The organism is Rhodococcus sp. NPDC057529 (assembly GCF_042802055.1).
Classification (GTDB): Bacteria; Actinomycetota; Actinomycetes; order Mycobacteriales; family Mycobacteriaceae; genus Rhodococcus_F.
Window position 1 is genome coordinate 231,004 of the sequence record NZ_JBHVEY010000007.1, and the last position, 16,395, is coordinate 247,398.

General features: G+C 67.9%; 18 protein-coding genes. 5 read left to right on the plus strand and 13 right to left on the minus strand.

The annotated features are described in order from the left end of the window. Window positions 1-40: 40 nt before the first annotated feature. Window positions 41-1,282, minus strand: coding sequence for a hypothetical protein (locus ACFU5V_RS16070; protein ID WP_378700497.1), 1,242 nt, complete (start codon window positions 1,280-1,282; stop codon window positions 41-43). Window positions 1,283-1,287: 5 nt separating this feature from the next. Beyond that, window positions 1,288-3,171, minus strand: a complete 1,884-nt coding sequence (locus tag ACFU5V_RS16075) for a sulfatase-like hydrolase/transferase (RefSeq protein ID WP_378700499.1) — start codon at window positions 3,169-3,171, stop codon at window positions 1,288-1,290. A gap of 106 nt (window positions 3,172-3,277) precedes the next feature. Here ACFU5V_RS16075 and tgt point away from each other — a divergent pair, with 106 nt between their 5' ends. Then, window positions 3,278-4,522 (plus strand): tRNA guanosine(34) transglycosylase Tgt, encoded by a 1,245-nt coding sequence (gene tgt, locus ACFU5V_RS16080; protein ID WP_378433026.1) that lies wholly within the window; start codon window positions 3,278-3,280, stop codon window positions 4,520-4,522. Between the two features lie 43 nt (window positions 4,523-4,565). Here tgt and ACFU5V_RS16085 read toward each other — a convergent pair whose 3' ends face one another. The 3 genes from ACFU5V_RS16085 to ACFU5V_RS16095 form a co-directional block, all read right to left on the minus strand. Beyond that, the gene (locus ACFU5V_RS16085) at window positions 4,566-5,294 is read right to left on the minus strand and encodes a queuosine precursor transporter (RefSeq protein WP_005248717.1); all 729 of its coding nucleotides are present in this window, start codon (window positions 5,292-5,294) and stop codon (window positions 4,566-4,568) included. Window positions 5,295-5,410: 116 nt separating this feature from the next. Continuing rightward, the gene (locus tag ACFU5V_RS16090; protein WP_378700501.1) at window positions 5,411-5,980 is read right to left on the minus strand and encodes an RDD family protein; all 570 of its coding nucleotides are present in this window, start codon (window positions 5,978-5,980) and stop codon (window positions 5,411-5,413) included. Between the two features lie 144 nt (window positions 5,981-6,124). Further along, window positions 6,125-7,132: a hypothetical protein gene (locus ACFU5V_RS16095; protein WP_378700503.1), complete on the minus strand. Its 1,008-nt coding sequence runs from the start codon at window positions 7,130-7,132 to the stop codon at window positions 6,125-6,127. A 207-nt stretch (window positions 7,133-7,339) separates the two neighbouring features. On the opposite strand from ACFU5V_RS16095, the gene ACFU5V_RS16100 reads away from it, so the two are divergent. Next, window positions 7,340-7,927, plus strand: a complete 588-nt coding sequence (locus ACFU5V_RS16100) for a DUF4190 domain-containing protein (RefSeq protein WP_378433044.1) — start codon at window positions 7,340-7,342, stop codon at window positions 7,925-7,927. Here ACFU5V_RS16100 and gluQRS read toward each other — a convergent pair. The 3 genes from gluQRS to ACFU5V_RS16115 all read right to left on the minus strand — a co-directional run bounded on the left by gluQRS (window position 7,896) and on the right by ACFU5V_RS16115 (window position 10,134). After that, complete coding sequence (gene gluQRS, locus ACFU5V_RS16105) at window positions 7,896-8,852, minus strand: tRNA glutamyl-Q(34) synthetase GluQRS (protein ID WP_378700505.1); 957 nt, start codon at window positions 8,850-8,852, stop codon at window positions 7,896-7,898. The genes ACFU5V_RS16100 and gluQRS overlap by 32 nt on opposite strands. A gap of 12 nt (window positions 8,853-8,864) precedes the next feature. Then, the gene (locus ACFU5V_RS16110) at window positions 8,865-9,476 is read right to left on the minus strand and encodes a TetR/AcrR family transcriptional regulator (RefSeq protein WP_378433021.1); all 612 of its coding nucleotides are present in this window, start codon (window positions 9,474-9,476) and stop codon (window positions 8,865-8,867) included. A 79-nt stretch (window positions 9,477-9,555) separates the two neighbouring features. Next, window positions 9,556-10,134, minus strand: a complete 579-nt coding sequence (locus ACFU5V_RS16115; RefSeq protein WP_378700507.1) for a dihydrofolate reductase family protein — start codon at window positions 10,132-10,134, stop codon at window positions 9,556-9,558. Between the two features lie 83 nt (window positions 10,135-10,217). On the opposite strand from ACFU5V_RS16115, the gene ACFU5V_RS16120 reads away from it, so the two are divergent. Further along, window positions 10,218-10,799 carry a TetR/AcrR family transcriptional regulator gene (locus ACFU5V_RS16120; protein WP_378700509.1) on the plus strand — a complete coding sequence of 194 codons (582 nt, stop codon included), beginning with the start codon at window positions 10,218-10,220 and terminating at the stop codon, window positions 10,797-10,799. Here ACFU5V_RS16120 and ACFU5V_RS16125 read toward each other — a convergent pair. Further along, a complete protein-coding gene (locus tag ACFU5V_RS16125; RefSeq protein ID WP_378700511.1) occupies window positions 10,783-11,451 on the minus strand; it encodes a lysophospholipid acyltransferase family protein in 669 nt (222 codons plus the stop codon). The two genes, ACFU5V_RS16120 and ACFU5V_RS16125, sit on opposite strands and share 17 nt — an antisense overlap. 53 nt (window positions 11,452-11,504) lie before the next feature. On the opposite strand from ACFU5V_RS16125, the gene ACFU5V_RS16130 reads away from it, so the two are divergent. Then, entirely contained in the window at window positions 11,505-12,092 is a 588-nt protein-coding gene (locus tag ACFU5V_RS16130; RefSeq protein WP_378700513.1) for a TetR/AcrR family transcriptional regulator, read from the plus strand. Here the strand turns inward: ACFU5V_RS16130 and ACFU5V_RS16135 are convergent. The 3 genes from ACFU5V_RS16135 to ACFU5V_RS16145 are packed head-to-tail and all read right to left on the minus strand — an operon-like array spanning window position 12,076 to window position 15,029. Then, on the minus strand, window positions 12,076-13,614 hold the full coding sequence (locus tag ACFU5V_RS16135) for a metallophosphoesterase (RefSeq protein ID WP_378700515.1): 1,539 nt from the start codon (window positions 13,612-13,614) through the stop codon (window positions 12,076-12,078). The two genes, ACFU5V_RS16130 and ACFU5V_RS16135, sit on opposite strands and share 17 nt — an antisense overlap. Window positions 13,615-13,662: 48 nt before the next feature. Continuing rightward, window positions 13,663-14,223, minus strand: coding sequence for a TIGR03086 family metal-binding protein (locus ACFU5V_RS16140; protein WP_378700517.1), 561 nt, complete (start codon window positions 14,221-14,223; stop codon window positions 13,663-13,665). Beyond that, complete coding sequence (locus ACFU5V_RS16145; protein ID WP_378700520.1) at window positions 14,220-15,029, minus strand: helix-turn-helix domain-containing protein; 810 nt, start codon at window positions 15,027-15,029, stop codon at window positions 14,220-14,222. Before ACFU5V_RS16145 ends, ACFU5V_RS16140 begins: the two co-directional genes overlap by 4 nt. 155 nt (window positions 15,030-15,184) lie before the next feature. Between ACFU5V_RS16145 and ACFU5V_RS16150 the strand changes: the two genes are divergently transcribed. Next, on the plus strand, window positions 15,185-15,700 hold the full coding sequence (locus tag ACFU5V_RS16150) for a hypothetical protein (protein ID WP_378433012.1): 516 nt from the start codon (window positions 15,185-15,187) through the stop codon (window positions 15,698-15,700). Here the strand turns inward: ACFU5V_RS16150 and ACFU5V_RS16155 are convergent. Then, window positions 15,675-16,358, minus strand: coding sequence for a YoaK family protein (locus ACFU5V_RS16155; protein ID WP_378700522.1), 684 nt, complete (start codon window positions 16,356-16,358; stop codon window positions 15,675-15,677). The genes ACFU5V_RS16150 and ACFU5V_RS16155 overlap by 26 nt on opposite strands. Between the last annotated feature and the right edge of the window lie 37 nt (window positions 16,359-16,395).

Below are 16,395 nucleotides of genomic sequence, written 5' to 3' on the forward strand. Positions count from 1 at the left end.
ACCCGTGAGTACTTGTTAACCACGGGCGGTTAACAAGTACTCACAGGCACGCAGTGCTTCCCCCGGCCTCGAAGGTGGCGGTGTCGCAGTAGGCGGAGCGCGGGTAGTACGGACCCATCGTGGTGGCGGGGTCGGTGTGATCGTTCTGCGACGCCTGCACCGACTGCGGGTAGAAGGCGTCGGACGGCAGCATGTACCGCAGGAAGAGCACCTTCTTCGCGACGTCGGTGGAGCCCCAGGGGATGACGGTGACGGTCGGGTCGGCTGCGGCGCGGGCGGGGACGTCCTGCGGTGCGGCGACGACGTACGTGTAGTTGCCGTTGCTGTCGGTGCGGGTCTGGAAGTCGGCGGCGCACGCGACGACGGGGTACGGCGTCAGCTGGTCGTTCTGGCACATCGACCAGTACCGCACCTGGCGGCCGGGTGCCGTGACGGGTTGTCCCGCACGGGTGTCGGGGAAGGTGGGTGCCCGGCCCTGCACGACGACGATGCGTCCGGGCTGATACGTCAGCCCCGCTCCGACGTACTTGTTGTCGCCGTTGGGGAACAGGCCGGACGTGCTCGCGGGGTTCACGAACGTCGCCTCCGGCACGTTGCCGGGGAACGCGCCGGACGCGGCGCCGGCGATGATCTGATCGAATCCGGCCTCCGCGACCTGCCCGAGCGGGCCGTTGTCGTAGGCGGACGGGTCGAACTCGGATCCGCACGTCGGCACCGGCGACGTTCGACCGCCGGACGTCAGCGTCACGTCGGGCAGTGGGACGCCACCGGTCGGTGATGCCGGATCGTCGGGCACGTACACCCGGATGATGAGGAAGCCGACGGGTACCGACTGCGCGCCGGTCCCGGTGGGGAGGGCCTGAATCTGGTTGCGCGCGTGGTCGGCCGGACCGGTCACGACCGTGGCGTGCCAGCGCTTCTGCGCGGGAGGCAGGGAATCTGCCGAGGCGTCGGTGAACGGGTTTCCGCTGCCCGGGTCGGGCCCGATCTGGTTGTCGCGCAACGTGTCGACCGTGTCGAAGTTGGTGCCGTACGTGTTGAGCGAGAAGTAGCGGGCGGCCGGGTAGGTGCCGCTCAGTTCGATGGTGTCGCCGGATGCCAACGCGTAGGGCAGAACCCAGTACGTCGCGTTGGCATCAGGGAACGCGACATTCAGCACCGTTGAGTTGGACATGAACTGCCACGCGCACTGCGCCGTCGGCGGCGGGGCCGCGGAGGCGAGGGAGGCCCCGCCCGACCACATCAGCAGAACCAGCACGGCGGCAACGATTTTCCCGGCCATGTCCGTCAGAACACCTCCCCGAACGCGGTCAACTTGTCGATGCCCTCGCGGTCGATCTGGCCGGGGGTGTACCGGTTGATCACCTGGATGTAGGTGAGATACCGGGCCATCGCGTCCGCGCTCTGCTGAGCGAACGCCGGCGGCAGCGGCGCGGCGAGCTGCGTCGGCAGATACTGGGTCATCAGCTGGGCGGCCATGGCCGGACCGCGCGGGTCGTGATCGAAGGTGTTGTCGAGTTCCGCCCGACCGCGTTCGGTGGCGTAGTCGTAGAACTCGTACTGGAACGACGCCGGGTCGACGTAGGCGGTGGGCCCCAGCCACTTCGAATACACCGCGACCTTCGCCTCGGGGGTGCGCAGCACGTAGATGTGGGTGGGGGAATTGTTCCAGTTGATCCCCTGCGGTGCATGCTCGTTGGTGGCGAGGAGGACGTGGTCGCGTCCCGCCGCGGCGTTGCTCCGCAGCAGCGGCAGGAGGTCGACGCGTTCGGCGTACGTCGCGAACAGGTCCCCCGACATCCAGTTCCGGTCGCCGTGGCCGAGCGTCGCGAGCAGCGGCACCACGTCGACGCTCGACGTGAGCTGGCCGCGTGGGGTGTCGGTGTCGCCGGTGAACCGCCCGGTCGGGTCGGCGACGATCAGTGGGATGTGGAACGCCTCGTCGTAGGCGGTGGACAGCTTGCCGGCGACGAAGCCGTGCGCCCCGGCGTATTCGCCGTGATCCGACGTCATGACGAAGACGGTGTTCGCCGCGACGTCCTCCGGCAGCGAGTCGATCACCGTGCCGATGTGGTGATCGACCATCGACAGCACGTTGGTGTAACTGTCGAGTGCCCGTTCCCAGTACGTGTACGGCGCGAACGCGATGTGCCGGTCGGGGTCGGTGCCCTGACCGTACGGCTGCAGGTAGTAGTTCGACAGGTTCTGGACGTCGTCGGTGACGCCGCCCCACACCAGGGCCTGGAACTCCCGCGCGAACACCTGGGTGCTCGGTTTCGACTGCAGCGCCTTCTCGGGTTCCCAGTTGGGCGGCACGGACGGGTAGCCCAGCCGCGGCGGGTCGCTCTCACCGGTGGTCACCGACCACGTCCGGGCGGGGCTGAGCGGGGGAACGTTGTTCGCGTACAGCGACTGGTAGCGTTCCGCTTCCGTTCCGGCCCAGAAGAACTGCTGGTCGTGCGGGTTGACGAAGCTCGCCGTGAGGCAGAACGGGCCGTCGGAGGGTTTGCGCGTCGACAACCATGCCGCGGCCTGGTCGGCGATGTGCCCGTCGAATTCGAAACCCTCACCGTTCAATCCGATGATGTCGGGCATCGTCAGGCCGTCGAACCCGTACTCCTCGAGGTAGCCGGGGGCGAGCCCCGAATCCTCGTCCGGCGACGGCGACAGATGCCACTTCCCGACATACGGTGTGACGTACCCCGCCTGCCGCAGCAGTTTGCCGTACGTCGGGAACTCCCGTCCCATCGCCGGGGACGGGACGGGGGAGGCCCGATTGCCGGTCCGGGTCTGCAGCATCCAGTTCTGCAACGGGTACAGCCCGGTGACGAAACACGCGCGGCCGGGGCTGCACGCCACCCCGGCCGTGTAGTGCTGCGTGAACTTCACCCCCGGCGCCCACAGCCTGTAGAGGTTGGGCATGAACCGTTGCAGGAACTGATCCGGAGTGGTGATCCCGGCCGGAAAGACCTGGGGAAACCGCATCTCGTCGACGACGATGAACACGATGTTGGGCTGCACGTAGTTGTTCGGCTGGCGGCGCAGCGGTTGCTCCGACGCGTCCGCCCGGCGGTCGAAGAGGCCGGACATCACGGTCACCCCGCCCGCGACCGCGGCACCCGAGAGAAACGTTCGCCTGTCGATCCGATGGCCGGTCTTCTCGTCGCTCATGGCGGTTCCTCCGGTCGAGGGGATGGGATCGTCTCACTCTCTGTACCCACTTTCGAACGAAGTAGTGATGTGTCGCCGGAAATGGCGCGCGTGATTGGATACACCCGTGAACGCCGTAGTCCCGACCCCGCCCGATCCGTTCTTCACCGTCGGCACCCGACTCGACGGACAGCTCGGCCGAACCGGAACCATTCACACCCCGCACGGCGACATCGCGACGCCGTCGTTCGTGGCCGTCGGCACCAAAGCCACCGTCAAGGCGGTGCTGCCGGAGAGCATGAAGGACCTGGGCGCGCAGTCGCTGCTCGCCAACGCGTACCACCTGTACCTGCAGCCGGGCCCGGACATCGTGGACGAGGCCGGCGGGCTGGGCAAGTTCATGAACTGGGACGGCCCGACGTTCACCGACAGCGGCGGATTCCAGGTGATGTCGCTGGGCGTCGGATTCAAGAAGGTCCTCGCGATGGAAGCGGTCGGGGTGCGCTCCGACGACGTCATCGCGAAGGGTAAGGAACGCCTCGCGACCGTCGACGACGACGGCGTCACGTTCAAATCGCACCTGGACGGGTCGCGGCACCGGTTCACCCCCGAGGTGTCGATGCAGATCCAGCATCAACTCGGCGCCGACATCATGTTCGCGTTCGACGAGCTCACGACGCTGCTGAACACCCGCGGCTACCAGGAGCAGTCGGTGGAGCGGACGCAGGCGTGGGCGGTGCGCTGCATCGCCGAGCACGAGAAGCTCACCGCCGAACGCTCACACCGTCCGTACCAGGCGCTGTTCGGGGTGGTCCAGGGCGCGCAGTACGAGGACCTGCGGCGGCAGGCGTGCCGGGGGCTCGAGTCGATCACCGGGGAGAGCGGCCGCGGTTTCGACGGGTACGGCATCGGCGGGGCGCTGGAGAAGCAGAACCTGGGCACCATCGTCCGCTGGTGCAACGAGGAACTTCCCGAGCACAAGCCGCGGCACATGCTCGGCATCAGCGAGCCGGACGACTTCTTCGTGGCCATCGAGAACGGGGCCGACACGTTCGACTGCGTGAATCCGTCGCGGGTCGCGCGCAACGCTGCGATCTACCACCCGGACGGCCGGTTCAACATCAACACCAGCCGCTTCCGGCGTGATTTCACCCCGATCGACGAGAACTGCGACTGCTACACGTGCGCCAACTACACCAGCGCCTACATCCACCACCTGTTCAAGGCGAAGGAAATGCTGGCGTCCACGTTGTGCACGATTCACAACGAACGCTTCACGGTGCGGTTGGTCGATCAGATCCGTGCCAGCATCGAGGGCGGCTACTTCGCGGAGTTCAAGGCCGAGACGCTGGGCCGCTTCTACCGCACGTGAGTGGGAAAGAGTCCCCGGGGACGCTTTCCCACTCACGTGGGGGTCAGAGCTGGTAGGTGGGTTCGCGCTTCTTCACGTACGCGATGACGCGGTACGTGATCGGCATGACCAGCACCTCGACGAGGGTCTTCCACAGGAATCCGACGATCACGTAGTTGACGAAATCGCTCCACGTGCTGATGCCGATCGCGCCGGCCGCGATGGAGCAGAAGATCAGGGTGTCGGCGAACTCACCGACGATGGTGGAGCCGATGAGGCGCGCCCACAGGTGCTTCTCTTTGGTCCGCTCCTTGATGAGGACCAGCGTCACCGAGTTCAGCATCTGCCCGACGAGGTAGCCGGCCAGCCCGGCGAGCAGCAGTCGCGGGTAGACGCCGACGACCGACCGCAGCGCCTCCTGGTTCTCGTAGAAGTCGGCGGACGGCAGTTCGATGAGCAGCCAGAAGCAGAACGCGGCCAGGATCAGGGCACCGAAGCCCAGGTAGATCGCGCGTCGCGTGGACTTGAACCCGTACACCTCGCTGAGCACGTCGCCGAGGATGTAGGCCAGCGGGAACAGGAAGAAACCGCCGTCGGTGATGACCGGCAGGATCTGCAGCGGGCCGATGGTGAGCGACGAGTCGGCGAAGAATGCGACGCCTTTCGTCGCGCAGATATTCGAGATCAGCAGCGTCGCCGTGAAGAGGGCGACGAACGTGGGGTAGTACCCGCGGCTGACGTGCGCGAACGTCGCGTGGTCGTCTGGTTTGGTCTGCTGATCTGAGGCTGTCACGCCGCAATCCAAGCACCTGCGGGTGGAGAGGCGCGAATCAGGAACGGGTGAACGTACCTTTTGTCCGATCTGAGGCGACGAAAGGTACGTTCACCCGCGCGGTGGGCCGTGCCGGGCTAACCCTGGACGACGCGCGTGCCGCCTGCCAGTTCGTCGTGCTTGCCCTGCTTGGTGGGGCTGCCGTTGATCGTCACGGCGATGACGATCGCCGCGACGAAACCGACCAGTCCGAACAGGAACCCGAGGAACGGGAACCCGCCGAGCGCGGCGAGGATGTAGAAGCCGTTCCTGGTCAGCGACTGCTGCTGGGTGGACAGTCCGCCGTTCGGGCCCTCGACGCGCAGACCGAGAACCTGCTTGCCGACGGTCTGGCCCCGCGTCGTCTCGAGGAACACGAAGTAGCCCACGGCAGCGGCCGCGGTGAGGATCGCACCCAGGGCACTGCCCAGGAAGGTGCCCAGCACCAGCGAGATGACGATGGTGACCACGGCCGTCGGAATGCCGACGATCAGGCCGTCGATCACCCGCGCGCCCAGGCGGGGAAGGAGTTCGCCCGGCCGGGACGGGTTGAACCCGAAGTCGGGCTGCGCGAACGGCTGGGTGCCGGATTGCTGCGCCGAATCGAACTGCGGCGGTGCGCCGAACTGCTGCCGTCCCTGGTTGGGATCGAATCCGCCAGTAGTCATGTGTTCCCCCTCGAATCGTCTCGGATGACGCCTGAGCACCTTACGCAAGGGGTGGGAGTGACTCGAGTGACGGGAGTAGCAAAACGGGTGAGCGTGCTTCCTGCCCGGAGGGGCGGAGCACGCTCACCCGTGGCGAGCGAACGGTCAGGCCGCGACGTAACGGCCGGTGAGCACGCGGTACGCGTAGGTCGACGCGATGATCGTGATCGGGATCGAGACGAGAAGTCCGACGCCGCAGAGGAGTGCACCGACGATGTTGATGCCGACGAGGGCCAGGGCCAGCAGCAGCACCGGTCCGACGTTCTGCGAGATCGTGCGGAAACTCGACTTGATGCCGGTGATCGCGTCCTCGTTCTGATCGATGACGAACTGCAGCGTCCACCAGGTCAGGAAGACGACGATCAGACCCGGGATGATGAGCAGGAAGAAACCGATGATGGAGGCGACACCGATGATGACGCTGGCGATGATGATCGCACCGACATTGGTGAACTGGAAGAACGATCCGAACGCCGGCTTGTTGCCGTCCACCTCGTGCAGTGCGCCCCGCACGAGCGCCGCGTTGATCAGGTAACCGACGATGGTGGTGACGATCGAGCCGATGATGCGCCACACCGAGAACGCCGCACTCATGTCGGACGACGTGCTGAAGCCGCCGAAGACGAGGTTCAGCACCACCTGGATGACGGCCGCGATCAGCAGGATGCCGATCCAGATGAGCGCGTTGTCCTTGAACTTGTTCCAGCCGTAGCCGATCGCGTCACCCACCGAGAACTGTCCCGGCGTCTGCCCGGGGGCGCCGTAATCCGACATCGGCGGGGGCGGCGGATATCCGCCGGGCGGCGGTCCCTGCGGAGGGGGCGGGTAATTTCCCTGCGGCGGCGGGTAATTACCGCCGGGCGGGGGTCCTTGCGGCGGCGGTGGGTAATTACCGGGGGGCGGCGGGTAGTTTCCACCGGGCGGAGGGGGATAGTTTCCGCCGGGCGGCGGTGGCGGATATCCGCCCGGCGGCGGTCCCTGCGGCGGCGGCGGGTAATTCCCCTGGGGCGGCGGATATCCGCCGGGCGGCGGTGGAGGATTGCCCCGCGGAGGGTATCCGCCCTGGTCACCACCTTCGGGTTTGTCGTTAGGGTCGTATCCACCAGTCGTCATGTGATCCCCTCAGCAAGAGTTGAATGCTCGCGCGTGACAGTGCGAATAAACACTACGTGGACAATCCTTTACCCGCCTCCCTTTGGTCTGCTTCTTCTCCTGCGGTTTTGATGCTTTACGCTGGTTATCGTGACTAATTCTGGGGGATCGGACGATTCGAATCCGTACAACGGGCAGACACCGCCCACTTACGGCGAGGTGCCGCCGTTGCCGCGCGACGGATACGGGGTCGACGAATCCGGTTATCCCACCTATTCGGCGCCCACCGAGAAGTACCCCGACTATCAGCAGCCGGGCGCGTACGGGACGTCTCCGAATCCGTATGCCGCGCCGAATCAGTACGGCGGCGACCAGTACGGGGCGCCCCAACAGCAGCAGTATGGGACGCCGAACCCGTATGCCGCCCCGAATCAGTACGGCACCCCGAATCAGTACGGCGGCGCCCCCAACCAGTACGGCGGCGCACCAGATCAGTACGGGGCGGCGGGCCAATACGGTGGCCCCGCCCCGCAGTACGGCGCCCCGAGCCCGTACGGCGCGCCCTACCCGCAGTCGCGGGGGACGAACGGTCTCGCGATCGCGTCGCTGATCACGTCGATCGTCGGCGGTTGCTTCTACGGTGTCGGCTCCATCGTCGGCATCATCCTCGGCATCGTGGCGCTGGGCCAGATCAAGCAGTCCGGTCAGGAGGGTCGTGGGCTCGCGATCGCCGGGATCGCCATCGGCGGCGCCTACGTCGTCGGGTGGATCCTGTTCTTCGTGATCATGCTGATCGCGGCGGCGTCGGGGGCCTGACGACCCACGGTTCGCGGTGCAGGCGGGCCGGGTCGAACCGGGCGAGGAGGGTCCCGAGATCCACGACCTCGCCCGGTTCCGCGAGCCCGAGTGACGCCGCCAGCACCCCGAGGACGTCGCTCGGTGTGCGTCCCAACGCTTTCTGGTCGGTGAGGGTGACGGCGCCGTCGCGTTTCGCGAGCCGTTTGCCGTCCTCGTTGAGTGCGAGCGCGACGTGTGCGTAGGCGGGGGCGGTGAGCCCGAGCAGTCCCGCGAGGTACGCCTGGCGGGGCGCCGACGACAGCAGGTCGTCGCCGCGCACCACCTGGTCGATCCCCTGGGCGGCGTCGTCGACGACGACCGCCAGGTTGTAGGCGGGTGTTCCGTCGCCGCGCCGCAGCACGAGGTCGTCGACCATCCCGGAGTAGTTTCCGTGCAGGACGTCGTCGATGGTGAACGACGTGACGTCGGCGCGCAGTCGCAGGGCCGGTGGTCGCCCGCCGGCGAGCCGGTCGGCACGCTCGCCCGGCGTCAGGTTGCGGCAGGTCCCCGGGTAGGCGCCCTGGGGTGCGTGCGGGGCCGACGCCGCCTTCAGGATTTCTCTTCTCGTGCAGAAGCACTCGTACGTGCGGCCGGCGGCGTGGAGTTCGGCGATGGCGGCGTCGTACCGCGGCAGTCGGTGTGACTGCGACACGACGTCGCCGTCCCAGTCGAGACCGAGTTCCGCGAGGTCGGCCAGTTGTCGGTCCCGGGCACCGTCGCGGACACGGTCGAGGTCCTCGACCCGCAGGAGGAACCGGCGGCCGGTGGACCGGGCGAACAGCCACGCCAGCACGGCCGTCCGCAGGTTGCCGAGGTGCAGGTCGCCGGACGGGCTGGGCGCGAACCGTCCCGCGCCGTCGGGGTGACGGGGCAGGGGGGCATGCTGACCGGACGGAGGAGACATCGGACCGAGGAGTCAGCTGGCCAGTTCGATCGACGACGACGGCAGGACGTCGGCGCCCTGCAGAATCATGCCGATCTGGACGTGCAGGGCGTGCTCGAGGTACTCGGCCGGGTACAGGTCCGGACTGCCGAGCGCTTCGAGGGCGAGGCCGTCGACGGTGGCGAGGAGAAGCGCCGCACGGGTTTCCGCCTCCGGGGTGCCGATCCCGATGAGCACCGCGGACAGTCCGGTGCGGATGGTGAACAGGGTGGTGCGCCGGATCTCGGCGAGCGACGGGGAGGTGGCCGCCCGGACGGCGAATGCCGCCCTGACGTGCGCCTCCCGCGACCGGGACTCGTCGAGGGGAAGCAACTGCGACATCGCGGCGAACAGGGCCTGGGCGGGGTCGCCGCCGCGGTCGATGTCCGCCAGCCGGGTGAGCAGTGTGTCGACGAGGGTGCGAAGCGCGAACGCGAACATCTCGTCCTTGGTGGAGAAGTGGTGCTGCACGGCGCCGATGGACACACCCGCCCTCTTGGCGACCTCGCGCACGCTGGCGCCCTCGAGGCCCGACTCGGCGGCGACGTCGAACAGGGCCGCGGCCAGGTGTTCGGGGCTGGTGGACGAGTACCGGCGTTCGCGCATGCCTCGAACATTACTGACGTATTGAATCAATACATGCGTCAGGTGCCCGTGTCGCCTCGAGTGGCGGGTGTGAATCCGGCTATCGGCGGACGTACGTCAGGAAGATCATCCCGCTCTCGAATGCGCGGGTCGACGTCAGCCGGAACCGCTGCGGGTCGAATTCGCCGTCGAACAGCGGAATGCCGGTGCCGATCGCCACGGGGTTGAGCTTGATCCGGAGTTCGTCGACCTCGGGTTGCACCGCGGCGGCAAGTTTCCCGCCGCCGCACAGCCAGATGTCCTTGCCGTCCTCCTGCTTGAGTTGGCGCACCTTCTCGATCGGATCGCCCGAGACGATCTCGACGTCCGGGTCGGGCGACTCGGTGATCGTCGTCGAGAACACGTACTGCCGCAGATGCGGGTACGGGCTGGTCACGCCGAGGTCGAGTGCGGGCTGGTAGCTGGCGCGGCCCATGAGGAGGGTGTCGAAATGCCGGTTGGGGGCATCGATTCCCATCGCTGCCCGCACATGGGTGGGGACCGTTTCGGGGTACTCGGCGATCATCGCGGGCATGTGATCGCCCTCGAGTTCGAAGACGGTGCCGCTGGGGTCCGAACCGTCGGCGCCGGCGATGAATCCGTCGATGGTGGTGGCGACGTAGTAGACCAGTTTTCGCATGTGAGCCCTCCCGCAGTTGGTAACTACTCCATTTGTAGTACTATGACCGAAGTGGTTGCAAGTTCTTTTTTCGAGGAGTGTCGATGGCGCAGAATCCGGAACGACGCGCGGCTCTCGTGAACGCGGCGATCGAGGTGCTCGCGCGAGAAGGTGCGCGCGGCCTCACCTTCCGTGCCGTCGACGTCGAGGCGAACGTTCCCAAGGGGACGGCGTCCAACTACTTCGCCAGCCGCGACGACCTGTTCGACCAGGTCGGTAAGCGGATCCACGAGCGGATGGGCCCCGACCCCTCCGAAATCGAGGACAGTGCCCGCAAGCCGCAGAATCTCGACCTCGCGATCGAGTACATGCAGGGACTGTTCGGCAGGATCACCGGCGACCGGACGGGCTACCTCGCGTTGCAGGAGTTGCGGCTCGAAGCGGTCCGCCGGCCCGAGTTGCGCGCCACGTTGACGCGCACCATCTCCGGCAACCTGGAGCGCGACATCGGGTTTCACCTCGACTCGGGACTGCCCGGCGACCGCGGCACCGTGCTGATGCTCTACCTCGCGATGAATGCGCTCATCGTCGAGCATCTGACGCTGCCCGGGGTGCTCGAGGGCGTCGACGTCGAGCGGCTCATCGCCGACCTGGTGACGCGCGCCGTCGCTACGCCGGACGCCTGAGCGCGTAGTCGTCCACGTACTCCTGGCCCGACAGCGTCATGAGGGCATGCATCAGTTCGTCCGTCGCGGCCCGGACGACGTGCCGGTTGTCGCGGAGTGCGGCGAATCGGGAGAAGTTGAGCGGCTCACCGACGGTCACCGTCACCGTGCCGAACCGCCACATCCTCGATCCGGCGGGGTTGATCCGCCGGGTGCCGTGCATCGCGATCGGCACCACCGGGGCGCCGGTGGCGAGCGCGACCCTCGCGATGCCGGTCTTGCCCTTGTGGAGCCGGCCGTCGGGCGACCGGGTGCCCTCGGGGTAGATGCCCCAGACCTTGCCGTCGTCCAGGATCTTCCGCGCGGTCTCGAGGGCGGATTCTGCGGCGGAGGCCCCGGAGCGGTCGATCGGCACCTGGCCGGCGGCGGTGAAGAACCAGCGCTTCGCCCTCCCCTTCACGCCGCCCTCGGTGAAGTACTCGTTCTTGGCCACGAACGTGATCCGCCTGCGCACCATCAGGACGAGGAAGAACGAGTCGACGACGGTGAGGTGGTTGCTCGCCAGGATCACCGGGCCCGACTCCGGGATGTGGTGTGCGCCGGAGATCGTGGGCCGCCCGAGGATCCGCAGCACCGGTCCGATCAGCACGTACTTGAAGATCCAGTACCACACGGTGAACTCCTGACTCGCGCTCCGACAATAAGTAGACAGTGTCTACGCACTCCATGCTAGACACTGTCTACATGAGTGGTGAAGAGCAACCCCTGCGCGTGCGGTTGATCGACTGCGGCCGCGAACTACTGGACGAGGGCGGCATCGACGCCGTCGGGCTGCGCGCCGTCGCCCGGCACGCGGGGGTCTCGCACGGTGCGCCGCGGCGGTACTTCCCGACGCACAAGGCGCTGCTCGCCGCGATCGCCGCGTCGGGGTTCGCCGACCTGTCCGCAGAACTCCGGTCGGCGATCGCGTCCGAGACGGACCCGGTCGCGCGACTGCGGCAGACCGCGCACCGGTACCTCTCCTTCGCGCACACCCACCGCACCCTGTTCGAATTGATGTTCCGCCACGACCTGCTCGAGGGCTCGGGCGAGGACCTGCGGCAGCACACGAAACCCCTGTTCGAGACGGTCGCCGCGCTCGCCGCAGACGCCGGCGCCGCAGACCCGCACGTGGTCGCGCTGAACCTGTGGACCCAACTGCACGGGGTTTCGACCCTCCGCGCCACCCGCAGCATCGACGTGATCGCCGGCGACGTCGACCCGGACGGATTCGTCGCGCAGTTGATCGACCTCCATCTCAGGGCACGGGGATGACGGCGCGCGGCAGGTCGGCCCGCAATTCCACGTCGGTGACGAAGTCGCCGTCACCCGGCACGTAACGGCGCTGCGGATCGAAGTCCTCCACCCGGAAGCTGTCCAGGGTGGGGGAGTGCGTCGTGACCGCGAGGGATCCGCCGTCGACGTCGAACTGCAGCAGTCGCTGGAACCCGGTCTCGCGGAGGCCGTTCACCGTGAAGTACTGGTAGTCGGCAAGCAACTCCACGACCTTCCGGTCGGTGTCGCCCACCTTCCGGTCGGTGACCGTCGTCTGCCCGTCGACGTGTCCCGCGAGGACCAGGAACACCGTGTCGAACGGGACGACGAGCCGGTTCCAGATCTGCTGTCCCGCACTGGTGCCGATGTCGCCGAACCCGCTCATCCGCAGCGAGCCGTCCTCGTCCAGGTAATAGTGGCTGCCGATCACCACGTTGCGGTCCGGGTGGGCGGCGAGCACGTCCTCCGCCCACTGCAGCACGTGCTCGGGCGGGTTGTAGCCGATGTAGAGCATCAGGAATTTCGCGCCGGCGATGTCGAGCAGGTCGTAGTGCGCCGAATTGTCCGTGTCCGTGACGGATTCACCCCAGTACGGCTGGTCGCGGAACCGCCACGGACCGAAGAACTCGTTGTAGAGGGCATGGTTCTTCTCGTGCTCGCCGGGAATCAGCCGTCCGCCCACGTTCCACAGGTTGTCGTGGTTGCCGGGCAGGACCCCGTACGGGATTCCGGCGTCCTCGAGCGTCGCCATCGCCCGGTCCGCCACCTCGAACTCGGGGCGCGCGCGGGACTCGGGCGCCCCCGGACGTATCCAGCTCTGGACGAGGTCGCCGGTGTGCATCGAATACGCGATCTTGCGTTCGGCGGCGTTCTCCGCGGTCCAGCGGGTCATGTCGAAATACACTTCGGGCCGGTCCCGGGACACGTACTGGGTGTCGGAGATGTGCTGCAGCGCGAAGTCGTACGTGTCCGGGTCGGCGAACTGCTTATCGGCGATCGCGTTCGCCTCGCGGAAACCGCGGTCCCGGCGAGGGCTGTCGATGACGAGGATCTGCGCGGCGTCCTCATTTTCGATCCGGGTGGTCAGGGTGACCGGACCGCCCGGCTCGGACGGCTGCGCCGTCGCGACCGGCTCACCCCAACTCTGCGTCTCCTCGTCCCAGACGTGCATCGCGAGGTCGTCGAGATTGACCGAGCGTCCCTGCCAGGTGACGTCGCCGCCGGCGCTGTCCGGGCCGAACTGCACCTCGTACCGCATGTACGGGTACTCGCCGAAGCCGTGGCTGGTGGCCGACGTGCCGTCGGACTCCGCACCCGGAACCCGCTGGGAAGGGGTGGCATCGTCGGTGGTCCCGGAAAACATGACCGCGGATGCGAGAGATGCAGAGAGGGTGAGCCCACGCGCGGGCAGTCCGAAGGCGCCCCGGGGTTCGGGATCGGCCACCGCGACCACGTCACCGCCGAGCAGCGCAGCGGCCAGTGACACCGCCGTCAGCGCGGCAATCCTGCCCGGGACGCTCATGACTCGAGGTTACAAGCGCGGCCGGGCAGGAGTGAGGTGGAAGGACCGTCAGGCCTTGCGGCCGAGGAAGGCCAGCACCCGGGTCTGCTCGTCGGCGTCCGCGGGGACGTCCACGGCGGGGCCGCACACTCCGGCCGTGCGGATGTTGTCGCCCAGTTGCTCGGCCACACCACCCACCCAGGTCAGGTCGTCGGCGGGGATGGTCTCGTCGAGGCCGGTGGCCCGCGCGAGGTCCCAGCCGTGCACCACCAGGTCGAAGCAGTAGAAGTTGTCGACTGTCTTCCCGAGGGTCGTGCGGCCGAAATGCCCGTCGTACTCGCGGCCCGCCTGGGCCGGGTCGTCCAGGATCTCCTGCATGCCGTCGCGCGTCGCCGCCCACGCGGCAACCGGGTCGTCGTCGACGGACGGTGGCTCCGGCAGTTCCAGATCGACGACGGTGACGATGTAGCGCTGCGTGTCGATCACGTGCCGCACGACGTCGCGGGCCGTCCAGCCGTCACACGGAGACGCGTCGTCCCAGCGTGCGGCGGGCACGGATTCGACTCGCTTCGTGAACTTCGCGGCGAGGTCGCGGTAGTGGGCTGCGGGGGTTTCGGTTGTCGAGGTCATGCTGCCGATTCTTCTCCCGTCCGGCGCCCGCCGGCTTGAACATTTCCGACATCGACGACGGAACCCGTCCCGTGCCAGTCGGGGGCCTCGCTGGCGAGCAGGCCGGACGGGGTCAGCGAGGAGATCCGCCGGCATTCCCGCGACAGGTGCGCCTGGTCGCTGTAGCCGGCGGTCGCGGCCAGGTCGGCGAGCCCGGTCCGCGCCCCCGACTGCGCCAGCGCCATGAACCGTTGCAGCCGCAGGATTCCGCGGAGCGTCGCCGGACCGTATCCGAACGCGTCGTTGCATCGCCGCTGCAGTTGCCGTTCCGTGACGGAGGCGGCGTCGGCGAGCGCACCGACGTTCCACGACTGCCGGGCCAGGGCCTGCCGCACGGTGCCGATCAGCGGGTCGGCGTCCGGTCCGCGGTTCCGCCACGCGCGCACGGCCTTCTCGAACAGGGCGATTCGTTCCGCGCAGCCGGACGCGTTGTCGAGCCGGTCGGTCAGTGTCCGTTCCCACGCGGACCCGAGTACGTCGCCGAGGCCGACGCGGATGTCGCGGACCTCGGCCGCCGACGTCCGCATCAGATGCGAGGCGGCACCGGGACGGAAACGGACACCGACGGACTCGGTGCCCGGCGGCAGCGTGAACGACCAGGCCGTGGTCTCGGGACCGCACACCCGGATCCCCACGCCCCGGATCCACAGGACGTCCATGCACGCGTCCGGCACCAGCAGATGCTCGCCCTGCGTGCGCGCGGACCACCCGCACACCAGGGTGCCGGCGAGGTCGGGCGACGGCGAGGTCGGCGTGTACCAGCCCATGCCCGGGAGCCTAATCACCGATACCGACACGTGCGGGCCCGTCACATCGCCCGAAGTGCCCGCACCGGCACGCAACTCGAGGTGAACTGTATGCACGGGTCCGCAGAGGTTCCCCGGAGGCCCGCCACTTCGCCGTCACAGAGAACGAGGACTCCATGAGACGAACATGGGCGCTGGCAGCGATCGCCGCCGTCAGCCTGACCTTCTCGAGTTGCGCCTACGACAGCACCGATTCCGGCGACACGGGCGGCAACGCCCCGGTGTCCCCGACGCCGACGTCCCCACCCGCCGCGCCCGGAACACCCGTCCTGAAGATGGGACCGACGACGCTCGGCGAGGTGATGGTCGACGAAGGCGGGATGACGGTCTACGTGTACGACAACGACGAGGTCGGCTCCGGTGCCAGTTCGTGCCGCGACACGTGCCTGCAGTCGTGGCCGCCGGTCACCTCCGTCACCGAGAACCCGACGGTGCAGGGGCTGCAGGAAGTCGTCATCGACACCATCCCCGCGGCGGACGGCACCCATCAGCTCACCGTGAACGGCCGACCCGTGTACCGGTACAAGGACGACAACGAACCCGGTGACGCCTACGGGCAGGCCGTCGGCAGCGTGTGGTGGACCCTCGACTCCGCAGGCAACCCCGTCACGACAACTGCGGGCGGCGAGTAGCGCGGTCGATCCGCAGGTGCACGGTGACGGTCAGCGCCGCGGACAGCACGGCGGCGAACCACAGGGCGTCCAGCCCGATCCAGTGGTGCGCGAGAGCGCCCGTCACCGCTCCTGCCACGAGGCCCGCCCACAGCGCGAAATGTCGTAACCACGCCCACCGCGGCCCGCCGAACAGTGCCGCGGCCAGCCGGTGACCCATCTTCACGAGGGCGCCCGTCATGTAGGTGAGGCCGATGGTGACCTCGCCGTCCTTCTGGAAGAAGGAGTTCTCGGCGCCCATGGCGAGAAGCATCGCGCCGACGGCGACGGTGCTCGCCCCGACGGTCGCGGCGACGGCGCCTGCGATCAGCAGCCCGGACACGACGGCGAGCACCGTCGTCCGGACGGGCAGCCGCCGGCGATCGGACAGGTGCACGACCACGGCGCCCAGGGCGCAGCCGAGGACGAACGTGCCGATCACCGCGGCGGCCGTCAGCGCATGCGCCCACGCCCCGTCCGCGAATCCGACACTGAACCGGGTGAGATTGCCGCTCATGAACGCGACGAAGAACCCGCCGAGCGTGATGAATCCGAGCGCGTCGACGTAGCCGGCCAGCGCGGACAACACCACCGCCAGCGCGAGCATCTGCCTGCTGTCGTCGATCGGCACATCACACATCCAACACCGCGGTGAACGACAGCGGCCCCCGATCCGG

Bases quoted from the DNA above. Each gene is read 5' to 3' on its own strand.
- ACFU5V_RS16075 (WP_378700499.1), bottom strand. From the start codon at position 3,171: ATGAGCGACGAGAAGACCGGCCATCGGATCGACAGGCGAACGTTTCTC.
- ACFU5V_RS16145 (WP_378700520.1), bottom strand. From the start codon at position 15,029: ATGGGCTGGTACACGCCGACCTCGCCGTCGCCCGACCTCGCCGGCACC.
- ACFU5V_RS16135 (WP_378700515.1), bottom strand. From the start codon at position 13,614: ATGAGCGTCCCGGGCAGGATTGCCGCGCTGACGGCGGTGTCACTGGCC.
- ACFU5V_RS16090 (WP_378700501.1), bottom strand. From the start codon at position 5,980: ATGACTACTGGCGGATTCGATCCCAACCAGGGACGGCAGCAGTTCGGC.
- ACFU5V_RS16155 (WP_378700522.1), bottom strand. From the start codon at position 16,358: ATGTGTGATGTGCCGATCGACGACAGCAGGCAGATGCTCGCGCTGGCG.
- ACFU5V_RS16130 (WP_378700513.1), top strand. From the start codon at position 11,505: ATGCTAGACACTGTCTACATGAGTGGTGAAGAGCAACCCCTGCGCGTG.
- ACFU5V_RS16070 (WP_378700497.1), bottom strand. From the start codon at position 1,282: ATGGCCGGGAAAATCGTTGCCGCCGTGCTGGTTCTGCTGATGTGGTCG.
- ACFU5V_RS16095 (WP_378700503.1), bottom strand. From the start codon at position 7,132: ATGACGACTGGTGGATACGACCCTAACGACAAACCCGAAGGTGGTGAC.
- ACFU5V_RS16140 (WP_378700517.1), bottom strand. From the start codon at position 14,223: ATGACCTCGACAACCGAAACCCCCGCAGCCCACTACCGCGACCTCGCC.
- ACFU5V_RS16115 (WP_378700507.1), bottom strand. From the start codon at position 10,134: ATGCGAAAACTGGTCTACTACGTCGCCACCACCATCGACGGATTCATC.
- ACFU5V_RS16150 (WP_378433012.1), top strand. From the start codon at position 15,185: ATGAGACGAACATGGGCGCTGGCAGCGATCGCCGCCGTCAGCCTGACC.
- ACFU5V_RS16120 (WP_378700509.1), top strand. From the start codon at position 10,218: ATGGCGCAGAATCCGGAACGACGCGCGGCTCTCGTGAACGCGGCGATC.
- gluQRS (WP_378700505.1), bottom strand. From the start codon at position 8,852: ATGTCTCCTCCGTCCGGTCAGCATGCCCCCCTGCCCCGTCACCCCGAC.
- ACFU5V_RS16110 (WP_378433021.1), bottom strand. From the start codon at position 9,476: ATGCGCGAACGCCGGTACTCGTCCACCAGCCCCGAACACCTGGCCGCG.